This is a genomic window from Arthrobacter sp. TJ-270 (assembly GCF_058269075.1).
In genome coordinates this window covers 73,813-91,932 of the sequence record NZ_JBZCNB010000006.1, presented here as the reverse complement: position 1 = coordinate 91,932, position 18,120 = coordinate 73,813, and the positions used below count along the sequence as shown (strand labels likewise).

Below are 18,120 nucleotides of genomic sequence, written 5' to 3'. Positions count from 1 at the left end.
GGTTGTACGCGACTTACGCCAGCGATTCGATGATGGCGTCCGCGGGTCCCGTCCGTGCCAAGGCGAATCCGCTCCCAGCCCAGAGGTGCGCGACGTCGGCATTGCCCTGGGCGACGGCGGCCTTCCGCAGCGGCGCCGTTGCATGGTGCAGGTGCGGGTATCCCGCCGGCGCGTCCCGATGCTCGAGAATGAACCGGTTCGTAAGCCCGCGAGCGTACCGTCCCGTATAGGCCCGGGTGAGCGAGGTCCCCGGAAACAAACCCCCGCTCAGCGCCGCCCGGTGCACCGGATTGGTGCCCGCTTCGTCCGCGAGGAGGAGTGCGGTACCCACCTGAACCGCATCGGCGCCAGCCTTCCGCAGCCGTACGACGTCGTTGGAACCGGACACTCCCCCGCCCGCCGCGAACGGCACCGCCGCGGTCGAACGGATAGCGGCCAGTGTGTCCTCAAGCGCCTGATCAATCGGCACCGCCCGCTGGTCAAAGGTTCCGCGATGCCCGCCGGCGCTCGGCCCCTGGACCGCGAGCGCTCGTGCCCCAGCGGCTGCAGCTAACTCCGCCTCGGCGGGATTGGTCACTGTGACTATCGGCAGGATCCCGGCAGCGGCCATGCTGGCAAGAACCGGAGCGTCCGGACACCCGAACGTGAAGGAGACCGCCGCGGGCCTGGCGTCCAAGACGATTTCAAGCTTGGCGTCCCAGCCGTCTTCGTCGGCGCGGGGTTCGCCCACTTGCACTCCGAGCACGGCGGCCTCGGGGCGCAGGGAGTCAAGGTAGGCATCGAGCAGTGCCGGTTCCGGCTGGAACGCATCGGGCACAAACAGGTTCACTCCCACGGGACCGCTGGTCAGCGCGGCCGTACCGCGCAGCTGCGCCTCGAGGTCCTCCGGCGTCCGGTACCCGGCGGCTAGGAATCCGAGGCCGCCTGCGTTGCTCACGGCGGCGGCAAGCTCCGGCGTCGTCGGGCCGCCCGCCATGGGCGCTCCGATGATGGGCCTGTCCAGCTCGCGCAGGTCGAACACGGCGGCTCCTCCATGGTCGCGGGTTCCTCCAAACCTACAGGTGCGTGGGAGCGAAGAGCTTCAACAGGGTCTCGACTACGACGACGTTGGGCCCCTCCGCGGCGAAGCTCGCCTCGAGCGCCTCCCGCACGTTTTCGGGTGCCACGCGAACCGCGGGAACGCCGAAGGATTCGGCCAGTTTCACGAAGTCCGGCCGGGTGAGCTCGGTTGCGGTGGCCTTGCCGAACGCGCCTTCCATGTATTCGCGGAGGATGCCGTAACCGCCGTCGTCGACAATCAGCCAGGTGACCGGCAGGTCGTGCTGGCGTGCGGTGGCCAGTTCAGCGATCGAGTACATGGCGGAACCGTCCCCGGACACCGCGAGCACACGCGCCGGCAGGCCCTTCGACGCCAGGCCGACCGCGCCGCCGATGGCTCCGGGGAAGCCGAAGCCGAGTCCGCCGGCCCCCTGCGCGGAGTGGAACTCCCCATCCCTCGAATCCCAGCAGCTCCAGGCCCAGTATGCGGCGATGGTCATGTCCCAGAAGGTCTGCATGTCATCGGGCGCGGCCGCGCGGATGTCGGCCATGAAGGTGCGTTCCTTGCCGAGATCCTGTGAATCGAGCCGGGCCTGCACCTTGGCGAGGGTCTCAGCCACGAGCTTCCGGGGATCGTAGTCGCCGGTGCGGCGCTCGACGGGTTCCAGGGCTTCATCCAGCGCTGCGAGTGCTTGCCCGGCGTCGGCCCGGATACCCAGGGCCGGCCGGTTGGATTCGAGAACCCTCGGTTCGGCGTCAATCTGAATGATGCGCCCGCGTGGCTCCAGGGTGAAGTAGTTGGAGGTCACCTCGCCGAGGGAGGACCCGATGACCAGCAGCACATCCGCGTCCTCCAGGACCTCGGTGACATAGCGGTCCTCAGCCCACGACTGAAGTGACAGTTCGTGGTTCCAGGGGAACGCGCCGTTGCCGCCGGGTGAGCACATGACCGGCGCGTCGAGCTTTTCCGCCAGTGAGAGCAGCCACTTCTCGGCCTTTCCGCGGCGGGCACCGCCGCCGGCCACGATCGCCGGCCGCTTCGCTTCCGAGAGCCACTTGACCGCCTCGCGGACCAGTTCCACGCGCGGCGGATTGTCGAACGGCTCGGCCAGTGCGTCCTCGACCTGGGGAACGACGACGGCATCCAGCAGGACGTTCTGCGGAACCTCTATCCAGACGGGCCCCTGGGGCGAGGAGACGGCTTCGGTCCACGCGTCCTGGATTGCCGACGGGATGCCGGAGGCGTGCTGGATCAGCCGCTGGCTCTTGGTGACGTTGGCGGCGGATGCCTTCTGGTCGTCGAGCTGGTGCAGCATGCCTTTACGGCGCGCGCCCAGTCCCTCCAGTGGGATCTGGCTGGCGATGACAACCATCGGTACACCGGTGGCGTAGGCCTCCTGCAGTCCGGCGAGCGAGGTGAGCGCACCGGGACCGGTGGAGAGGAAGAGCACGCCCACTTCACCGGTTGCACGCGAGAACCCGTCGGCGGCGAACGCCGAGTTGTTCTCCACCCGGGAGGACACGAACTGGAGGTCGGAGCGGGACAGCGCGTCGAACAGGCCCAGCGCGTGCTGGCCGGGAATGCCGAATACCGTCGTCGCGCCGAGCGCGCTCAGGGTTTCGACCACCAGGTCACCGCCATTGCGCTGCCCTGAAAGCGGCTGCGGGGGAACTGTGGCGTCGCTGTCAACGGACTGCATTAGCTGTCCTTTCGCGTGGAAATCTTGTCGGCCATCAGGCTCACCAGATCGTAGGCCACATGCGATGCCGCCACGCCGGTGAGCTCGGCATGATCGTAGGCGGGAGCAACTTCGACGACGTCGGCGCCCACCAGGTTCATCCCGCGCAGACCGCGGAGGATTTCAAGGAGCTCCCTGCTGGTGATGCCCCCGGCCTCGGGAGTGCCGGTGCCCGGCGCGTGAGCGGGGTCCAGCACGTCGATGTCGATGGAGACGTAGAGGGGCCGGTTGCCGATCCGGTCGCGGAGCTTGGCAACGATCTCGTCGACGCCCTGGCGGAAGACGTCCGAGGAAGTGACGATGCCGAAGCCGAAGCGCCGGTCATCCTCCAGGTCCTTTACCCCGTACAGCGGTCCGCGCGTCCCGACGTGCGAGATGGCTTCGGTGTCCAGGATTCCTTCCTCAACAGCCCGCCGGAACGGCGTGCCGTGGGTGTACTCGGCACCGAAGTAGGTGTCCCAGGTGTCGAGGTGTGCATCAAAGTGCAGCAGCGCAACCGGCTCCGCGGCACGCTCGGATGCGGCACGCAGCAGCGGCAACGCAATCGTGTGGTCGCCGCCGAGCGTGACCAGGCTGGCGCCGTCGCGCGTTAGGTCCAGCGCATTCTGCTGGACCGTCTCAATGGCTTCATTGATATTGAAGGGGTTGACCGCCATGTCGCCGGCGTCAGCGACCTGCACCCGCTCGAAGGGCGAGATGTCCATCGCAGGGTTGTAGGGACGCAGCAGGCGCGATGCCTCGCGGACATGGTTGGCGCCGAACCGGGCGCCCGGCCGGTAGGAAACGCCGGAATCGAACGGCACACCCACGACGGCGATATCCGCCTTCTCCACCTGGTCGATCCTCGGGAGCCGGGCAAAGGTAGCGGCACCTGCGTAGCGCGGGATCCGGGCCGAATCGATCGGCCCAAGGTGGCCCCCTGCCGTGACGCGCAGCTCTTCCATGTACATCTCCCTCGCTCCACACTCATGCCGTCGTTGCTGCATAAGTTGCCCAATAGGCATCATCTGTTTAGCGCAAGGCTAATTTGTGGCGAGCGTCTCAGTCAAGGCAGAACGGTCTAGTAGCGCGGGATCAGTGGCTTTTTAGCTCGGGCCTTGATCTGCTGCACAGCCCAGGAGTTACCGTCGGGGTCATCGAAGCCGAAGAAGGTGCCGCCGTCGCGCTTGTCAAAAACGGTGATGTCACTGACATCGACGCCGCGGCCCAGCAACGCATCCCGCGCCTCGTTGATATCGGAAACCACCAACTGCAGGCCTTTGAGCGTTCCCGGCTGCATCGCGCCCATGCCCGGCCCGTTGCCGAACACGATGGAGCAGCCGGAACCGGGCGGGGTGAGCTGCGTGAAGTGCATGCCGCCGGTGTTGGTCTCGAAATCCTGAACGAATCCCAGCTTGTCGCGGTAGAACCCGATCGAGCGTGAGATGTCGCTAACCGGCACAATGACAACTTCCAGCGTCCAGTCCATGAGTGATCCTGACCGTCGAAGGGGTGGGGCTCACGCTACCGCGACGGCTCTCATGACGTATAGCCCATCGCTTCTCGAATTGGAGGATTTTCCCAACATACAAAGCATGCTTATGGCTTACCCTAGCTTCGGGAGGCCGCTGGAACCAGCGTCCACAGGACTATGGCTTCCTCACCGGACGGGTTCAGCCAGGTGTGCGGTTCCCGTCCGGGGAAGGTGATCGTATCCCCCGCTTCCATCTCGTACCGGTCATTGGAGAAGATCAGTTCGAAGCGGCCGGCCACGATGTGCAGGGTTTCGACTTCGCAGTCCACGGAGTACAGGTCCGCTTCCCCCTTCCCATACGGCTCGATCACGGCACGGATCATTTGAAGGCGCCGCTCCGAGCGTGCGGTCATGAGCCGTTCATTGATCCCTTCGCCGCCAAGGCTGATCTTCGGAGCTTCGTTGAGTTTGGTGAGGTGTGTTTCAGGCACGGTGAAGAGATCCCCGATGGAGATGGACAACACCTGGCACAGCGTGACCAGCGACGCAACCGAAGGTGACGTCAGATCCCGTTCAACCCTGCTGAGGAACCCCTTGGTGAGGCCGGTTGAATCGGCCACCTGCTCGATCGTCATCCGCTGCGCCTGACGGGCTGATCGGATCCGTGAGCCAATAGCCACCGGCGCATTGCTTGGTTCTACTGGCAAAGCCTTCATGTGGAGTCCTTCCGGGGGCTGGTCTTTGAGCATACCGACGGCATCAGCATCGTCACAGTTGACCTGTTAGTTCCGTCACAGATAGCGTATAGGACAACATCTGTTGTCTATAGGTGAAATTTTCCGTCTTCAGGAGATCCATGGAATTCGTCAATATCACCATCGTGGTGGTCTATCTGGCCTCGATGCTCGCGTTCGGCTGGTGGGGCAAGTCGCGCACCAAAAATACCAGTGACTACCTGGTGGCCGGCCGACGGCTGGGGCCGGTGCTCTATACCGGCACGATGGCGGCAGTCGTCCTCGGCGGCGCGTCCACCGTGGGCGGTGTCGGGTTGGGATACCGGTTCGGGATTTCCGGTATGTGGCTCGTTGTAGCTATCGGCACCGGAGTCCTGGTGCTCAGCCTCTTCTTCGCGCCCACCATCCAAAAGCTGAAAATCTACACTGTCTCCCAGATGCTGACGCTGCGGTACGGGCATGAGGCAACCAAGATCGCCGGGTTTGTCATGCTCGCCTACACGGTGGTGCTGTGCGCAACCTCGACCGGAGCCTACGCCACCATCTTCGTCGTACTGTTCGGCCTGGAACGGTGGCTGGCCATCGCGCTCGGCGGAATCATTGTGCTGATTTACTCGACTGTCGGCGGCATGTGGTCCATCACTCTGGCCGACATGGCGCAGTTCGTCATCAAGACGATCGGCGTCTTCGCACTCATGCTCCCTTTCTCACTCTCGGCTGCCGGTGGATTCGACGGTATTCGTGAGCGCGCCGGAGAAGAGTTCTTCAGCATCACCGGCATCGGTGCGCAGTCCATCATCACCTACTTCGTGGTCTACACCCTCGGGCTGCTCATCGGACAGGACATCTGGCAGCGCGTCTTCACGTCCAGAACGCCGGGCGTAGCCCGGTGGGGCGGCACCACCGCGGGAATCTACTGCATCCTCTACGGCATCGCGGGCGCCATGATCGGCATGGCCGCCAGCGTACTGCTCCCGGTCCTCGAAAACACCGATGACGTCTACGCCCAGGTCGCCCTTGACGTGCTTCCGATCGGAGCCGGCGGCCTGGTCCTCGCCGCCGCGGTCGCAGCGATGATGTCCACTGCTTCGGGTGCGCTGATTGCCGCGGCCACAGTGGCAAGTTCCGACGTCGTTCCCTTCGTCCGCGGCTGGCGGCACCACGGTCTGCGCGGCGGCGCAACGGTCGCGGCGGAAGGCGGCAAGGGGTCCGACCCCGAGCACGATGTTGCGGGCAACCGCCTGTGGGTGCTCGGTCTTGGCATCCTGGCGGTGGGCATCGCGATTGTGCTGAACGACGTCGTCATCGCCCTCACCATCGCGTACGACATCCTGGTCGGCGGCCTCCTGGTCGCAATCCTCGGCGGCCTCGTGTGGAAGCGCGGAACGGGCCCGGGCGCCGCGGTGTCCATGGTCGTGGGCTCAGTGGTCACCCTCGGCACCCTCGCCGTCTATGCAGGCTTCGCAATCGGCGACGGGGTGTACGCGAACGAGCCGATCTACTTCGGGCTGATCAGCTCCGCTGTGTGCTACGTCGTGGTATCGCTTGCCACCAGACCGACGGACCCCGCAGTCATGACGGCGTGGAACAAGCGTGTGGCAGGCGAGGTCCAGGAAGAGGTCCCCCTCGAGGGACCTGCTACCGCCGTGCGCTGAGACAAGCCGCTGAGTGCGCAGATAACCGCCTTCCGGCGACGTCATTCCGTGGTTATCTGCGCACTCAGCGGGTCTCGGGGGACCCCTCCGTGACAGCCCGGGATGCGGCGGTGTTGCCGGCCTTGGTTTCATCCTGGGCGGTTTCAGGCTCCGACTCCCCCTCGACGGCTTCGGGTTCGTCGTCGCCATCGTCCTCTCCGGTCCACACCTTGATCGCGGCCCAGACCACCGCGGCTACCGGCACCGCGAGAATGGCGCCGATGATTCCCGCCAGGATGGTGCCGGCGGTCAGCGCAATCAGGATCACCAGCGGATGGATGCTCAGCGAACGCCCCATCACCACCGGCTGCAGAAAGTTCCCTTCCAGCTGATTGACCACGACGACGGCGAGGATCACCATCAGCGCCACGAACGGCCCGTTGGCCACCAGTGCTACCAGTGCTGCGAGTACACCGGCAACAGTGGCGCCCACCAGTGGGACGAAGGCACCGACGAAGACGATGACGGCGAGTGGGAGCGCCAGGGGCACGCCGAGGATAAACAGGGCAAGGCCGATGAAAATTGAATCGACCAGTGCAATGATGGCTGTCCCGCGTACATAACCGCCCAGAACATCCAGGCTTCGGAACCCCACTAAACGGGCCTTGTGAAGCCGCTCGCCACGGAATCCACGCAGCATGAATGCCCAGATTTTCTCTCCGTCCTTGAGGAAGAAGAAGAGAATGACCGCCATCAGCAGGGCCCCGGTGAGGAACGTACCCGCCGCAGTAAGGCCTGAGAGCGCGGTGGACCCTGCCGTGGCGCTGGTGGCGAAGTCCACCACCGCCTGTCGGGCCTCCGCGATCTGGGCCTCATCGATCGGCAACGGTCCGGTCCGGATGAAGTCATAGACCTGATCGAATCCCTCGTTGGCGCTCGCTACCAGCTCATCAAACTGGCCGCGAACCGCGAAGACGATTCCGGTGACCACGCCACCCAGGACACCCAGCAGCAGCAGGAAGGCGAAAGCCGTTGCGAGCGCGCCCGGCCAGCCCTTGTGCCGCAGCATATTGACCAGTGGACTGATCGCGGCCGCCAGGATGAGCGCCAGCAGCAGCGGAATGACTACGAGGCGAATTTGGATCAATCCGTAGATTGCCACCACCAGCGCTGTGAGGAGCAACAGGAGCTGAGCGGCGCGGAGGCTCGCCCGGCCAAGACTGTCTCTCCACGGGCTCGCCTGGTTCTGTGTTGCACTGGTGTCGCGACGGTACTCCACGGGCGCTTCTTCCTTGCTGTTATTCGGCGGGTTTTCGCTTCTACCCTACGTGCACGCTCCTAGAGCGGCAGGAACAGCACGGTGTAAACTCCCAAGGCGCCCATCGCGAGGACCGCCGACGATGTGCACATCACCGCGACGACGTCCGCATCCACTCTGCCCCGTGAAACCCCGGCGACGCCTCTTGCGTACCGGCGTCGCTGGCTGAGGTAAATTCCGAGCGCCGCCCCCAATGCCGCGAGGACCAGGACCACGGCAAACAGGCCATGCCCGGGGACCCAGCGCAGGAACAGCAGACTCGCTCCGACCAGTGCGGTCATGGTTCTGCCCCAGGCAAGCGCCGTCCGCTCCGGCTGCAGTCCGGGGTCCCGGCCCAGGGCGGTCATTCTAGGCTCCCCGCACCAGAACAAAAACAACGACGACGGCGGCAACCACCGACCCGCCGAGCGCCAGCAGAGGCGCCAGGAACGGAAGCGGCAGGGGCGTGCCATGGCGCATGGCCCGTTCCACGTTGAGCCACCGGAAGCATGCCACCGACGAGATGATCATGGCGAGCAGCAGCAGAAGAACCGCGAGGGTGGTCCGGACCTGTGGAAGAAAGATGTCGGTGGTGAACGCCTCTACGGCGATGCCGCCGGCCATGAGTGCAAGCGACGTGCGGATCCACGCCAGGAAGGTTCGCTCATTGGCGAGCGTGAACCGAGGGTCCGGTTCACTGCCGCCGCGCAGAACGCGCCGGGCCAGGCCGCGCCGGCCACCGTCGTCGTTGTCGTTCCCTGCATAATCCACCGCTTCATCCTAGCCAGTGCGACGGGACCGCCCGATGCGGGTACCATGGATGATTGCGAAGGGGAGTAGTTCCGGAGTGCTTGCGCTCCGCGGCCTGTCGACATACTGGCAATCAGCGATGATGCCCGGCAATCCACCGCACTGGCGGCGAACGAGACCTTCGGCCATGCATCAGTTAATGGCCGGAGCTCCGAATCAGCCCTGGCCGTGTGAAATCAGGAGCCGGCTTTGACCCCCGAAGGAACCCGAACACCCGCCGATATCAAGCGTTGGCGGCAGTATCTGGCCGACGAACGGGCGGAGGCCGCGACCTACCGCTATCTGGCACGCAAGCGCGGCGGTGAAGAGAAGGAAATCCTGCTCGCGCTCGCGCAGGCGGAAGGCCGGCACGAACAGCACTGGCTCTCCCTCCTCGGCGACGACGTCGGCAAACCCCAGCGCCCCTCGCTGCGGAACCGGATCCTGGGCTTCCTCGCCCGGCGCTTCGGCTCGGTCTTCGTGCTTGCCCTGGCCCAGCGCGCCGAGGGCCGTTCCCCCTATGCAGCCGATCCGTTCGCGACCAATGCGATGGCCGCCGATGAACAGATCCACGAGGAGGTCGTGAGGGGCCTCGCGACACGTGGGCGCAACCGGCTCTCCGGCAATTTCCGGGCAGCAGTGTTCGGCGCCAATGACGGCCTGGTGAGCAACCTCGCCCTCGTCATGGGTATCGGCGCAACGGGAGTCTCCAGTGCGTTCGTGCTGTTCAGCGGGATCGCCGGGCTCCTCGCAGGTGCACTGTCGATGGGCGCGGGCGAGTACGTATCGGTGCGTTCCCAACGGGAACTGCTGACGGCGTCGCGCCCCACGCAGGTCACCCTGACGGCAGCCAAGGAACTCGATATCAACGCCAACGAACTGGTCCTGGTCTACCGCGCGCGGGGAATGTCCCCGGAGGCGGCCGAGCACCGGGCCGCTGAACGCATGGGGCAGTTCACCTGCGACTGCGACCCTAGCCTGTCCCTGCAACCGGAGCGCAAGGAAACCCGGGAGGACTACGAGAGCATCGGCACCGCCATGGGCGCCGCCGCCGCCAGCTTCTGCTTCTTCGCATCGGGTGCGGTGATTCCTGTCCTGCCGTATCTCTTCGGTCTCACCGGGATTGCCGCGGTTGTGACCGCCTGCACCCTGGTGGGGCTGGCGCTGCTGGCGACCGGCGCCGTCGTCGGCCTGCTCTCCGGCGCTTCCCCGCTCAAGCGCGCGCTGCGCCAGCTCGCCATCGGCCTGGGGGCCGCTGCGGCGACCTACCTGCTGGGGTTGGTGTTCGGCGTCTCGGTCGCCTAGCGGCGGCTCATGGCACAGCCGTCGGCGCAGCCGGATGCTCAGTCGCCGACTCTGCCGGAGCGCTCCGGATCCTCTCGACCATCGCCGTCGTCGACCGCTCGGGAACGTAGTCGAGGATGCGCACAACTCCTCCGCAGCGCTCCACCACCGGCGCTTCCTCGAGCATCTGCGAGGAGTAGTCACCGCCCTTGGCGTAGATATCCGGGCGCAGTGCCTCAATCAGCGGCACCGGGGTGTCAGTGTCGAAGGCCGTCACGTAGTCCACACAGCTCAGTGCCGCGATAACACCGGCGCGGTCGGACAGGGCATTGATCGGCCGGTCCGGCCCCTTCAGGCGCCGCACCGACTCGTCACCGTTCAGGGCCACAACCAGGACATCGCCCAGCTGTTTGGCCTGCGTCAGGTAGCGGGTATGCCCGCGGTGCAGCACGTCAAAGCACCCGTTCGTCAGCACAATCCGCCGGCCGTGCTCACGCTCCCCCGCCACTTGCTGCAGCAGCTCATCAAGCGGCAGGATCGCCGACGAGAGGCCGCCGAGGTACTGCGCCAGGTCCGCGGTGGAACACACGGAGGTCCCCGGCCGTCCGACCACAACGTCGGCCGCAGCCTGCGCAAGGTCCAGCGACGCCGTCATGGGCATGCCCGCCGCCCGCGCCGCCGTCAGGCACGCCACGAAGGTGTCCCCCGCCCCCGATGCCTGTTTCTCCGACGCGGGCCGCGCCCAGGTTCGGTGCGCCTGCCCCTTCCCCGAGAGCAGGACCGTGCCGTCCCGATCAAGCGTGACGACTACGGCGCTCGCTCCCGTCGCCGCGAAAAGCTCCTCGCGGCGTTCGGTGACGAGCGCGGCGCGGTCGTCGGCAGCCGATGGGAAGCCCGTGCCCAGCAGACGCGCCGCCTCCTGCGCATTGGGCGTGACAATGCCGGGCTTGAGTTCGGACCACGGCCGCGGATTGTGAGCGTCGACGACGGTCAGCATCCCGCCGGCGTTGCCCCGCAGCGCCTGGCGTACGGAAGACCCCAGTGCCCCGGTGCCGTAGTCACAGACAACGACGGCGCTGCTACCCTGCAGCGCCACCGGAATCGCCGCGGCCAGTGCGGCGACCGACTCCTCCGGTGGCGCCCCGTCCTGATCATCAAGCCGCAGCATCACCTGATCGCCACCGATGATCCGATTCTTCGTAGTTGTCCTGAATCCATCCGCGGTTACAAGTCCCGTAGTGTCCACGCCGGCGTCGTCAAGCAGCGCACGCAGGCGCGCCCCGGCGTCGTCGGTTCCCACGAGGCCCACCAGACGCACCCGTGCGCCGAGAGCAGCGAGGTTCATGGCAGTGTTCGCCGCGCCGCCCGGTGCGTACTCGCGTCGACGCACGTCCACCACGGGTGCGGGAGCCTCACGGCAGAACCGCTCGATGCTGCCGGTCCACCAACCGTCCAGGATTACGTCCCCGACCACCGTGACGACCGGTGCAACGCGGGCCAGTTCAACGGGCACCCACTCGGTCAGACCTCGGGTCTCCTGCAACCCGCTCATGACCGGGAAGACTTCCCGGGTGCCTCGATGTGCACCACCTTCACCGTGGAGAACTCGTCCAGCAGTTCCGGTCCGTAGCCGAATCCTTCTCCGCTCTCGCCGCGCGGCTGCGCTGATCCGCCGGGAGCGCCACCAAAGACGGCGTTGACCTTCACCGTACCCACTTTCAGCGCTGCGACAGCCTTCTGCGCGTTGGTGATGCTTCCGGTCAGGACATTCGCGGCCAGGCCGTACCGACCGGCCGCGGCGAGCCTGAGCCCTTCGTCAAAACTGCCCACGCGCGTAACCGGCGCCACCGGGCCGAAGGTCTCCTCCGCCATGACATCCATCTCCTCGGTGCAGTTCACCAGGACGGTCGCCGGGTAGTGCGCTCCCGGCCCGTCCGGGATTGCGCCGCCTTCCACGGCTTCGGCTCCCATTCCGACGGCGGCCTGAACCTGGGAATCCACGGCGTCGCGCATGCGGCGGTCAACAAGCGGGGCGAAACTGCCGGACTCATTGCGCCGACCGGCTTCCGCCGCCAGCGCGTCGCAGAATTCGTCTGCGATCGCGTCGTGAACGTAGATGCGTTCCACGGCAGTGCATATCTGACCGCTGTTGCTGAATGCCCCTATGGCGGCTTGCTCTGCTGCCCAGACCGGGTCGACGTCGCGGTCAATCAACAGGGGATCATTGCCGCCGTTCTCCCGGATCACGTGGGCTCCGGTAAGTACAGCTGCGCGGGCGATGCGCGCCCCGGCAGCGCTTGACCCCACATGCGCGTAGACGTCGATGCCCTCTTCCGTGGTGAGCATGGCCCCGACATCGGGTCCTCCGGTAAGGGTGGTCAGGACTCCAGCCGGGAAACACGGCGAGAGCAGTTTCCCCAGCAGCAGGCCAAGGTGCGGACACCGTTCGCTCGGCTTGTGCAGGACGGTATTGCCGGTAACCAGCGCAGCCCCCAGTAGACCGCAAGCAACTGCCACAGGATCATTCCACGGTGTGAGGAGTGCCGCCACCCCTCTCGGCTCGGTAACGGTGTAGTCGGAGGCAAGGGCGGAGCCACGGAGACTGTGCCCGCGATGAAGCGGCCCGAGCTCCGCGTACTGTTCGAGCGTCGCAGCCCCTGCCTCGATACCGGCCAGCGCCTCCTCACGGGGACGCCCGGTCTCCCTGCTGTTCAGCTCTGCAAGGGAATCAGCACCCTCCCGCAGGGCTTTCGCTGCGGTACGGACCATGCCTGCCCGGTCAGCGGGAGCCAGCGCGGCCCACTCAGGCTGCACCGATCTGGCCAGCTGGACGGCGAGCGCAACCTGCTCCCGTCCGGCCGATTCCACGGTCCCCACGGCGCTGCCATCCCGGGGATCGCAGATGGTCAGGTCCGACTCGGCGGCACTGCCGCGGATCATGGTCTGGGGCTCGCTCGTCATTGCGCTCCTTCTGGCTGGCGAATCGCTTCGTGCCAGAGGAGTACCCATCCGAGCAGCGGTTCACACAGCTTCTGCGGAACCTGTTTTGGGCGATCCGCCTTCGATCAGGAGCTGCCCGCGCTCCCCGTCACGGGTTCTGTCCGGAGGCTGCCGGGGTCGGACGCGGGCCGGATCTGGATCCGTCCGTCCTGGGTTCGGACCTCGAAGGTACGCTGGGGCCTGGTGGCAGGGCCCCGGTCGATCTGGCCGTCTGTCAGGCGGAAACGGCTTCCGTGCCAGGGGCACTCCACGCACCCGTCCTCGATGGTTCCCTCGTGCAGGGGTCCCCCGCGGTGCGTGCAGCGGTCGGAAATGGCCCGCAGTTCACCCGCGTGGCGGATAACCAGCACGGCCACTCCACCGGCGTCGACGCGCATGGGCTTGTCGCTGATGTCCTCCACAGCGGCTACATCGGTCCAGTCCGACGGCGGCACCTCGAAGGCCGTCGTGTCGGTTCCCACGCCACGGGCATAGGCAAGGTGCCCACCGAGCCATCCGGACGCCGACACCAGACCCATGCCCACGGCTGCCGTCAAAACCCCTACCCCTCTGGCGTTCGCGGCACGCGCAACCGCACTGGCCGAGAAGACGCCCACGGCAGCCACGTTCAGGCCTGCATGGACGAGCCCTACCCTGCGCTCTGCGCCCTGGGTGTCGGCCCAGTCGCTGAGCCCGGTCAGGGCTGCGGGCAGTGCGCTGAGGTTTCCCAGAACGATCAGGCGTCGCGCTGCCGTGGCAGTACCGGTGTCCTTCCCGCCGATGAAATCCAGGAAGAAGGCGGATGCCCATGATCCGAGCGGTACCAGGATCAGGATGGGGTGGGCGGGATGCCCGGTCCCGGTGCCGCTGAGCAGGTTTTTGATGGGGCCGGGCTTCAGCCATTTACCTACGAGGCCCGCAACTTTGTTGGCTGGGGCATCGAGGAACTCAGCGCGTTCCACGCGCCCTATGACGTGATCAAGCGAAGTGTTGATGGTAGCCATGTCCATGACGACCACTCCTTTCGGACGGTGGGTCAGTAAGACGGTGGGGCAGTGAATAGTCCGACGCTAGCCCAGCTCACGCGGAAGGGGAAGACGCAAGCACCCCTATTCTGCAGAGCTCCCTGCGAGCTCACGCCGAGCCTCGTCGACGTCGGCCTCAATCAGTTCGGCGTTCACGGCTACTGCCACCCGGTACGCGTCACCGGCAGCAACGATCACCTGGGCTGCCGGATCGGCTGCATTGCCTACGGCCCACACTCCCTCGACGGTGGTGCGGCCGGAGTCGTCGGTGGTGACGCAGCCGTTTTCCATCGTCTGGCAGTCCGGGACGCGCACGATCGACGTGTCAACGGTTGAGCCGGGTTCATAGAACAAGGCATCGCACGGCACGAGTTGACCGTCCTCCAGGCGCACGCCGGTCAGGGACTCACTTGCTGCGACCAGCGCCCGCACGCGACCCTCAACTACCTTCACGCCGCTTGATGCCAGGGACGCTGCCGCGTCGCCGTCGAGGGGATCCATCTCATGGGTGAACAGCGTGACGTCGCTCGAGAATTGCCGGACGAGCAGCGTCTGCTGTACCGAGGACTCCGCAGTTCCGAGCACAGCCAGCGTCCGGTCCCGGTGCTCCCAACCGTGGCAGTACGGACACTGGAACAGGTCCGTGCCCCAGCGCGCGTCGGCACCTTCCACCTCGGGCAGAACATCCGTCAGCCCGGAAGCCAGAATGACCTGTCGGGCGTTCAGGACGCGACCGTTCGCAAGGCAGACCCGTCGATCCGGGTGGACCTCCTCCACCGTGGCATCGATCAGCTCAACGCCGTAGCGTCGCACGTCCTCCCGCGCCAGCTCGAGGAACTTCGCCGGCGGGATACCATCACGGGTGAGATACCCATGAATGTGTTCCGCGCGAACATTGCGGGGCTTCCCGGAGTCAACGACGGCGACCCGGCGCCGCGCCCTACCCAGAAGGAGGGCGGCACTCAGGCCGGCCGCACCGCCTCCGATGATAACGACGTCGTAAGTGTCTGATGTGTTCACGCCGGGCGCCTCCCAGTCAGGGGCAGGCGCCTACGTGGAGACGTCATTTTCGATGTCTTCCGCAAGTTCGTCCACCTTCTCCGGGCGCAGGTGCACCCCAGCCTCTTCGAGCCGCTCCTCGAGGACATGGGTGACGTCGTCCTCCACATGGCCGAGCCGGATCTCGGACCTTACGTCCTCAGCGATCTCTTCGACGGTTTTTTCCTGCGTCTCGGCGGGGTCAGCCTCGCCGGGTTCCTGGTTGTCTGCGGTCATGGCTTTTCCTCCTGGCTCAGCGTGGCTGAGCCGGGTTGCTTGGGTCACCCTGGGAAGGCGGATTCACCGGCGGTCCGGAGGTTGCCGGGCTTACGGGCGATCCGCCCCTGTTACTGGTTCTTTCCGGGGTGTCCGGGTTCTCGGGCCCACTTGGCTCGGCGCCGTTGCGTAGAGCGTCCAACCGGTGCTCGAGAACCTGAACAACCGGAAGCCGGTCCCCGTGCGCACGCTCATACTCGAGCAGCTGGGCTACGGCCGGTTCGTCCAGTCCATTGATGCGGGTGGGCAGGGTACCCAGCGGGAGGTGGTCATAATCCGGCAGGGGAAGATCTTCGTGCCGTGGCGAGTCGCTCTGTGTCATGGGTTATCACTCCGAAGGTTCAGTAGCTACGTCGTCGGGCTGTCCCTCTTCGCCCGTGTCACCCTCGAGCTCATCTTCCCCGACGGAGTTGTCCTCGAGGTCGGTGTCGATTCCGACGTTGTCGTCGAATTCGGTGTCTTCGACCTCTCCCGGAGTGTCTCCCCCGCCCGGATCATCACACCCGGCCAGCAGCACGGCGCTGATACCTGCCGCAGCTGCCATTGCCCACAGCTTGTGCTTTGCCATGATCGGTCTCCTTCCGCTCGAACCGTGGGGCGGATTACCCCTCACCAATAAACAGTATGCTTACTATCTTCATCTTGTCGATCATTGTGGACCGCCGTCTTGGTAAGCGCACTGATAATCTACGGACAGCACAAACCACTCAGTCTGACGAAGGAGTCCTGACATGGCGGGCAAGTTCGAGCTCTACCTGGATGATGAGACCAGCTACCGGTTCCGGTTGACCGGAGACGACGGCGCAACCCTGATGACGAGCGAGTCTTACGACGACAAGCCGACAGCCGTGTCCGGTATCAACGGCATCCGCGACTGCGCATCCACTGCGCTGATCAAGGACCTGACCGACGGTGACGACAGCGAGTAACAACTCCCGATTCTGAGGTGACAATGGCCAACAGCCTGGCAGCGAACCGGCAATCTGCGGCGATGGGCACAGGGGTCGGCCCCCTCATGGAAAGGTTCCAGAACGTCGAGCGCATCGCCGTCCTGCGCGGCGGAGGTCTGGGCGACCTGCTCTTCGCCTACCCCGCGATGAGCGCCCTGGCCGCAGCATATCCGGAAGCGTCGATCACCCTCCTGGGAGTCCCGCTCCACGCCGAACTCCTCCGAAACAGACCCGGGCCGGTGTCCGGGGTGGAGGCGCTCCCCTACGCCTCAGGGGTGCGTCCCGGTCCCGAGGACGGTAGAGCAACTGCCGACTTCTTCACAGCCATGCGCTCCCGCGAGTTCGACCTTGCCGTCCAGGTTCACGGTGGCGGCCGGAACTCCAATCCGTTCCTCCTCAAGCTCGGCGCAAGGCATACCATCGGCACCAGAACACCGGACGCCGTGGAACTGGAACGCAGCCTGCCCTACGTCTACTACCAGAACGAATTTCTGCGAGCGCTCGAAGTGGTGGGCCTCGCCGGTGCTGCCCCGGTCTGCCTCGAACCGCAGTTCGCAGTCACCGAAGAAGAAGCGGTTGTGGGGCGTTCGCTTACCGGCGCCGGAATCCGGCCCCTGCTGGTGATTCATCCGGGTGCCACGGATCCGCGCAGGCGCTGGCCGTCGTCGTCCTTTGCCACCATCGCCGCGCGGGCAGCGCGGGACGGCAGCGATGTGGTGCTTGTCGGCGACGACGGCGACGCACCGCTCGCGGCCGACATCGTCCGGCGCGCACAGGCGCAGGCCGGGACAGCCCAGGCCGGGCAAAGCGAAGCTCGGATCCGTTCGCTCGCGGGGCAGCTGTCCCTCAGCGAACTGGCGGGCGTACTCTCGGCGGCGACCGTCGTCGTCGGCAATGACAGCGGGCCGAGGCACCTCGCTCAGGCGGTCGGTACGCCCACGGTGGGGATCTATTGGGCGGGTAACGTGATCAGCGCCGGGGCTATGGGACGCATGCTGCACCGCGTGCACCTGGCGTGGACCACGGAGTGCCCCGCATGCGGGGTGGACGTAACGCAGGTGGGCTGGACCGCGGAACGTTGCGAGCATGATGACTCGCAAGTCCAGCAGATCCAGCCCGACGCGGTGTACGAGGACGTCAGGGACCTTACGGCCACGACCCCTCTTCTTCGTGGCAGATAAGCATCTGCCGAACCTCGCAGCCACGCGGCTGTGACAGCGCGAAGAGAATTGCGTCAGCTACCCGGGTGGGGTCGTTGAGCCTTGAGTTGTCCTGCGGCTTGTACTTCTCATCGCGGTCGTCGAAGAACCTGGTCTCCATGCCACCGGGGATCATGGTGGTGACTCCGACCTCGCCCGCCATCTCCGCAGCCAGCGCATGGCTGAAACCAACCACGCCGAACTTCGAAGCGCAGTAGGCCGTGGCATCGGCGACCGCACGGATGCCCAACGTCGAGGCGATGGTTACCACCCGCCCGTGGCTGGTCTTCAGGTACGGCAGCGCGGCGCGCACGGTGGACACCGTTCCGGTGAGGTTGACCGCCAGCACCTTCTCCCACTCCGCCGCGGCTACATCCTCGAGCCGTCCGCACCGGTCGATGCCGGCGGCGGTGACGACGGCGTCCAGGCCGCCGAGCATGTCAGCCGCCTGCTGCACAGCCGCCGTCACTGCCTCCCGGTCTGCGACGTCGACCTCCAGCGCTTTCACGCCGGATACGCGGCTGTTGTCCCGGTCCAGCACGACGGGCGTACCGCCGGCGTCGAGCACGCGGGCCACGACCGCGGCGCCCAGCCCGGACGCTCCGCCCGTGACCAGTACGCGGCCGGGGTTGAAGGTGAAGGTGTTCGTAGAAGTAGTCATGTGATCCTCTCAGTGTCCTTTGCT

At 66.0% G+C, this 18,120-nt stretch carries 20 protein-coding genes; 4 read left to right on the top strand and 16 right to left on the bottom strand.

Features of this window, described 5'->3' with window-relative positions:
• Nucleotides 1-13: 13 nt before the first annotated feature.
• From AC4D2M_RS12295 to AC4D2M_RS12275, 5 genes are all read right to left on the bottom strand, one after another.
• Nucleotides 14-1,021 carry a nitronate monooxygenase gene (locus tag AC4D2M_RS12295; protein ID WP_490892170.1) on the bottom strand — a complete coding sequence of 336 codons (1,008 nt, stop codon included), beginning with the start codon at nt 1,019-1,021 and terminating at the stop codon, nt 14-16.
• Nucleotides 1,022-1,055: 34 nt separating this feature from the next.
• The gene (locus tag AC4D2M_RS12290) at nt 1,056-2,738 is read right to left on the bottom strand and encodes a thiamine pyrophosphate-binding protein (RefSeq protein ID WP_490892169.1); all 1,683 of its coding nucleotides are present in this window, start codon (nt 2,736-2,738) and stop codon (nt 1,056-1,058) included.
• Nucleotides 2,738-3,721 (bottom strand): agmatinase, encoded by a 984-nt coding sequence (gene speB / locus AC4D2M_RS12285; RefSeq protein ID WP_490892168.1) that lies wholly within the window; start codon nt 3,719-3,721, stop codon nt 2,738-2,740. The genes AC4D2M_RS12290 and speB overlap by 1 nt, the downstream gene beginning before the upstream one ends.
• A gap of 116 nt (nt 3,722-3,837) precedes the next feature.
• Entirely contained in the window at nt 3,838-4,245 is a 408-nt protein-coding gene (locus AC4D2M_RS12280) for a VOC family protein (protein WP_490892167.1), read from the bottom strand.
• Between the two features lie 122 nt (nt 4,246-4,367).
• Entirely contained in the window at nt 4,368-4,946 is a 579-nt protein-coding gene (locus AC4D2M_RS12275) for a helix-turn-helix domain-containing protein (RefSeq protein ID WP_490892166.1), read from the bottom strand.
• Between the two features lie 140 nt (nt 4,947-5,086).
• On the opposite strand from AC4D2M_RS12275, the gene AC4D2M_RS12270 reads away from it, so the two are divergent.
• Nucleotides 5,087-6,619 (top strand): sodium:solute symporter family protein, encoded by a 1,533-nt coding sequence (locus tag AC4D2M_RS12270; RefSeq protein WP_490892165.1) that lies wholly within the window; start codon nt 5,087-5,089, stop codon nt 6,617-6,619.
• A gap of 64 nt (nt 6,620-6,683) precedes the next feature.
• Here the strand turns inward: AC4D2M_RS12270 and AC4D2M_RS12265 are convergent, their stop codons facing one another.
• Genes AC4D2M_RS12265 through AC4D2M_RS12255 form a run of 3 tightly spaced genes read right to left on the bottom strand, consistent with a single transcriptional unit; the run spans nt 6,684 to nt 8,666 of the window.
• Nucleotides 6,684-7,877: an AI-2E family transporter gene (locus AC4D2M_RS12265; RefSeq protein WP_490892164.1), complete on the bottom strand. Its 1,194-nt coding sequence runs from the start codon at nt 7,875-7,877 to the stop codon at nt 6,684-6,686.
• A 59-nt stretch (nt 7,878-7,936) separates the two neighbouring features.
• Nucleotides 7,937-8,263, bottom strand: coding sequence for a DUF202 domain-containing protein (locus tag AC4D2M_RS12260; RefSeq protein WP_490892163.1), 327 nt, complete (start codon nt 8,261-8,263; stop codon nt 7,937-7,939).
• 1 nt (nt 8,264) lies between these two features.
• Nucleotides 8,265-8,666: a YidH family protein gene (locus tag AC4D2M_RS12255; protein ID WP_490892162.1), complete on the bottom strand. Its 402-nt coding sequence runs from the start codon at nt 8,664-8,666 to the stop codon at nt 8,265-8,267.
• Between the two features lie 228 nt (nt 8,667-8,894).
• Here AC4D2M_RS12255 and AC4D2M_RS12250 point away from each other — a divergent pair, with 228 nt between their 5' ends.
• Nucleotides 8,895-9,989, top strand: coding sequence for a VIT1/CCC1 transporter family protein (locus AC4D2M_RS12250; protein ID WP_490892161.1), 1,095 nt, complete (start codon nt 8,895-8,897; stop codon nt 9,987-9,989).
• 7 nt (nt 9,990-9,996) lie between these two features.
• On the opposite strand, the gene rfaE2 is transcribed toward AC4D2M_RS12250, so the two are convergent.
• The 7 genes from rfaE2 to AC4D2M_RS12215 form a co-directional block, all read right to left on the bottom strand.
• Nucleotides 9,997-11,520 carry a D-glycero-beta-D-manno-heptose 1-phosphate adenylyltransferase gene (gene rfaE2, locus AC4D2M_RS12245; RefSeq protein ID WP_490892160.1) on the bottom strand — a complete coding sequence of 508 codons (1,524 nt, stop codon included), beginning with the start codon at nt 11,518-11,520 and terminating at the stop codon, nt 9,997-9,999.
• Nucleotides 11,517-12,929 (bottom strand): aldehyde dehydrogenase family protein, encoded by a 1,413-nt coding sequence (locus tag AC4D2M_RS12240; RefSeq protein ID WP_490892159.1) that lies wholly within the window; start codon nt 12,927-12,929, stop codon nt 11,517-11,519. Before AC4D2M_RS12240 ends, rfaE2 begins: the two co-directional genes overlap by 4 nt.
• 104 nt (nt 12,930-13,033) lie before the next feature.
• Entirely contained in the window at nt 13,034-13,957 is a 924-nt protein-coding gene (locus tag AC4D2M_RS12235) for a Rieske (2Fe-2S) protein (protein ID WP_490892158.1), read from the bottom strand.
• A 99-nt stretch (nt 13,958-14,056) separates the two neighbouring features.
• The gene (locus tag AC4D2M_RS12230) at nt 14,057-14,992 is read right to left on the bottom strand and encodes an NAD(P)/FAD-dependent oxidoreductase (RefSeq protein WP_490892157.1); all 936 of its coding nucleotides are present in this window, start codon (nt 14,990-14,992) and stop codon (nt 14,057-14,059) included.
• Nucleotides 14,993-15,022: 30 nt separating this feature from the next.
• On the bottom strand, nt 15,023-15,247 hold the full coding sequence (locus tag AC4D2M_RS12225; protein WP_490892156.1) for a hypothetical protein: 225 nt from the start codon (nt 15,245-15,247) through the stop codon (nt 15,023-15,025).
• A 16-nt stretch (nt 15,248-15,263) separates the two neighbouring features.
• Nucleotides 15,264-15,608, bottom strand: coding sequence for a DUF8129 domain-containing protein (locus AC4D2M_RS12220; protein ID WP_490892155.1), 345 nt, complete (start codon nt 15,606-15,608; stop codon nt 15,264-15,266).
• A gap of 6 nt (nt 15,609-15,614) precedes the next feature.
• Nucleotides 15,615-15,854 carry a hypothetical protein gene (locus tag AC4D2M_RS12215; RefSeq protein ID WP_490892154.1) on the bottom strand — a complete coding sequence of 80 codons (240 nt, stop codon included), beginning with the start codon at nt 15,852-15,854 and terminating at the stop codon, nt 15,615-15,617.
• A 163-nt stretch (nt 15,855-16,017) separates the two neighbouring features.
• Between AC4D2M_RS12215 and AC4D2M_RS12210 the strand changes: the two genes are divergently transcribed.
• Nucleotides 16,018-16,215 (top strand): YegP family protein, encoded by a 198-nt coding sequence (locus AC4D2M_RS12210; RefSeq protein ID WP_490892153.1) that lies wholly within the window; start codon nt 16,018-16,020, stop codon nt 16,213-16,215.
• Between the two features lie 23 nt (nt 16,216-16,238).
• A complete protein-coding gene (locus AC4D2M_RS12205; RefSeq protein ID WP_490892152.1) occupies nt 16,239-17,417 on the top strand; it encodes a glycosyltransferase family 9 protein in 1,179 nt (392 codons plus the stop codon).
• Here AC4D2M_RS12205 and AC4D2M_RS12200 read toward each other — a convergent pair.
• Complete coding sequence (locus tag AC4D2M_RS12200) at nt 17,383-18,096, bottom strand: SDR family oxidoreductase (protein WP_490892151.1); 714 nt, start codon at nt 18,094-18,096, stop codon at nt 17,383-17,385. The genes AC4D2M_RS12205 and AC4D2M_RS12200 overlap by 35 nt on opposite strands.
• Nucleotides 18,097-18,120 lie beyond the last annotated feature (24 nt).